This is a genomic window from Pedobacter borealis DSM 19626 (assembly GCF_000708285.2).
In the GTDB taxonomy this organism is placed as follows: Bacteria; Bacteroidota; Bacteroidia; order Sphingobacteriales; family Sphingobacteriaceae; genus Pedobacter; species Pedobacter borealis.
In genome coordinates this window covers 1-2,298 of record NZ_JAUG01000181.1, presented here as the reverse complement: position 1 = coordinate 2,298, position 2,298 = coordinate 1, and the positions used below count along the sequence as shown (strand labels likewise).

Annotated in this window: 4 protein-coding genes; 2 read left to right on the top strand and 2 right to left on the bottom strand. The window is 35.0% G+C overall.

Going from position 1 to position 2,298, the window contains the following annotated elements; genetic code table 11:
• Both AW17_RS23305 and AW17_RS23300 read left to right on the top strand, forming a co-directional pair.
• The coding region (locus AW17_RS23305; protein ID WP_029280756.1) for a Uma2 family endonuclease at positions 1 to 225 on the top strand (225 nt) is incomplete at its 5' end.
• 11 nt (positions 226 to 236) lie between these two features.
• The gene (locus AW17_RS23300) at positions 237 to 866 is read left to right on the top strand and encodes a Uma2 family endonuclease (RefSeq protein ID WP_051692065.1); all 630 of its coding nucleotides are present in this window, start codon (positions 237 to 239) and stop codon (positions 864 to 866) included.
• Positions 867 to 950: 84 nt separating this feature from the next.
• Here the strand turns inward: AW17_RS23300 and AW17_RS23295 are convergent, their stop codons facing one another.
• Both AW17_RS23295 and AW17_RS23290 read right to left on the bottom strand, forming a co-directional pair.
• A complete protein-coding gene (locus tag AW17_RS23295; RefSeq protein WP_029280752.1) occupies positions 951 to 1,457 on the bottom strand; it encodes an FKBP-type peptidyl-prolyl cis-trans isomerase in 507 nt (168 codons plus the stop codon).
• A gap of 336 nt (positions 1,458 to 1,793) precedes the next feature.
• Positions 1,794 to 2,162 carry a hypothetical protein gene (locus AW17_RS23290; RefSeq protein ID WP_029280750.1) on the bottom strand — a complete coding sequence of 123 codons (369 nt, stop codon included), beginning with the start codon at positions 2,160 to 2,162 and terminating at the stop codon, positions 1,794 to 1,796.
• Between the last annotated feature and the right edge of the window lie 136 nt (positions 2,163 to 2,298).

Sequence of the window (2,298 nt, the reverse complement as noted above, 5' to 3'; positions counted from 1 at the left end):
CCTGGCAACAATAAAAAAGAATTGATCAATAAATACGAGGTTTATGAAGAAGCCGGTGTTAAAGAATACTGGATTGTAAGTCCTTCGGAAAAAACATTTTTCAGGTATATCCTTGATGATAATGGCAAGTTTCAACCAACGAAACTGCTCACTGAGGGCGAAGAGGTAACTACGATGATTATGCCAGGCTTTAAACTCATTTTAGATGAGGTTTTTGAAGATTAATATAAAAAATCATGAAAAGCATTAAACCATATCCTACTGAAGAGGAGCAACCTCCAATTAAAACCCTTAACGAGGTCGATTTTTCTACTTTATACAGTTACGCAGATTATATGCGCTTCGAATTTGAGGAACGCTTAGAAATTATTAAAGGACACTTATTTAAAATGAGTCCTGCTCCTTCTCGAATTCACCAAGGAATTTCAGCCAACATTTTTGTCCCTATATACAATATACTCAAGGGGAAACCGTGTCATGTCTACTGCGCCCCTTTTGATGTCCGTTTAGCTAAGAAAACTCAAGATGACAAAGAAGTTTTTACCGTAGTGCAACCCGATATTGTGGTAGTTTGCGATCCATCCAAACTGGATAAACGTGGATGCATTGGTGCACCGGATATCGTTGTCGAGATTTTATCGCCTGGCAACAATAAAAAAGAATTGATCAATAAATACGAGGTTTATGAAGAAGCCGGTGTTAAAGAATACTGGATTGTAAGTCCTTCGGAAAAAACATTTTTCAGATATATCCTTGATGATAAGAGCAAGTTTCAACCAACAAAACTGCTCACTGAAGGTGAAGAGGTAACCTCAACAATTTTACCTGGCTTTAAACTCATTTTAGAGGAGGTTTTTCAAGATTAAAACACGGATATTAACGAAAGAAGTCAAGTTTTATAGCAACTTTGCCATTTAAAACTTGACTTCTTCGAAATCGCTTATCTATAATTAGTGACCTGAATGACCATCAGCTCCGTGAGCATGACCATGAGCCAATTCGTCTTGAGTAGCTTCACGTACATTTAAAATCACACCGTTAAACACTAAGTTTTTACCAGCCATTGGGTGGTTTAAATCTACTGAAATGGTTTCGTCGTGAACAGCGGTAACACCTGCTCTAAACTGATTACCATTGTTATCTTGTAAAGGAATCACATCGCCTACATTTGGTAATTCGCCACCAGCTTCAGTAAACATAGTTTTTGGAAGATCGGCAAAAGCACCTGGATCGATATCACCGTAACCATCTGCTGCAGATAGCTCGAAGCCATATTCATCACCAGTTTTTAAACCAGTTAAATGTTCTTCAAATTTAGGCAACATCATGCCAACGCCATATAAAAATACTAAAGGATTTTGTTCGTCAGCTTTTTCTACAAAAACTTGTTGTCCTTCTTCGTTAGTAGTATGCAATTCGTAAGTTAACGCTACTACAGAGTTTGGTGAAATATTCATTTAAATTAATTTATTGTAAATACTCTAATGCGTCCTCAACAGTTTTAACCGGCAACTGGCATAATTATTTCGGCAAATATTTATTGAGCTGATTATGGCCTTTTAAATATTGCTGGGCAAAGATAAGTTAATTATTTACCTAACAAAAAAGATGCACTGATTGTTCAGAAAAGAATATCAATTTTAGTATAGTACTGAAAGTAGTACCTTTTCCCCCTATTGGAAAGAAGGTAGATTAACTAACCGTATTTCAATTTGAATTTCTCACCAATCCTTTCCAGCCTTATTCTATTTTCTTTCTGTGCGTTTGTAATAACATCGTGGTATCGATTGGTTTTAACTACTAATTTTTTTTTCATCGTAATCAAACATTAATATACCTAAAAGTCGGTTAACTTCAGAAATTGAACTGTAGATTTCCGTAAACTCTAGCATCTCCTTACTATCTAAAATGATGAATAATTTATAGTACGAAGCAGTAAACTTATTATGAGTTGGTATAACATATTCATCCACTTCTTTACCTGTAATTTTGTGAGAAAGAATATCAAAATATGGAAGCTGTATCCAGCATAATCCGGAAGCTGTATAACATTCAATAAAATTATTCATTGATTCCACCTTTAGATTCTGAAAAAGTGAATGCCTCAATTCATCCTTTTTGTTGAAATATCTATTAACCTGAGTTCGATTATTAAATCTCATTTTGTGGCGTTTTAATCAAGTTTTCTGTTAAGACGGTCGTCACCCTGAATTTATTTCAGGGTCTTTCACGCTAAAAAGATGCTGAAATAAATTCAGCAGGACGATAAAGCGGGATTAGGCGTAAATAAGATATAAT

Coding starts and splice junctions, on each gene's coding strand:
- AW17_RS23300 (WP_051692065.1), top strand. CDS start 237: ATGAAAAGCATTAAACCATATCCTACTGAAGAGGAGCAACCTCCAATT.
- AW17_RS23295 (WP_029280752.1), bottom strand. CDS start 1,457: ATGAATATTTCACCAAACTCTGTAGTAGCGTTAACTTACGAATTGCAT.
- AW17_RS23290 (WP_029280750.1), bottom strand. CDS start 2,162: ATGAGATTTAATAATCGAACTCAGGTTAATAGATATTTCAACAAAAAG.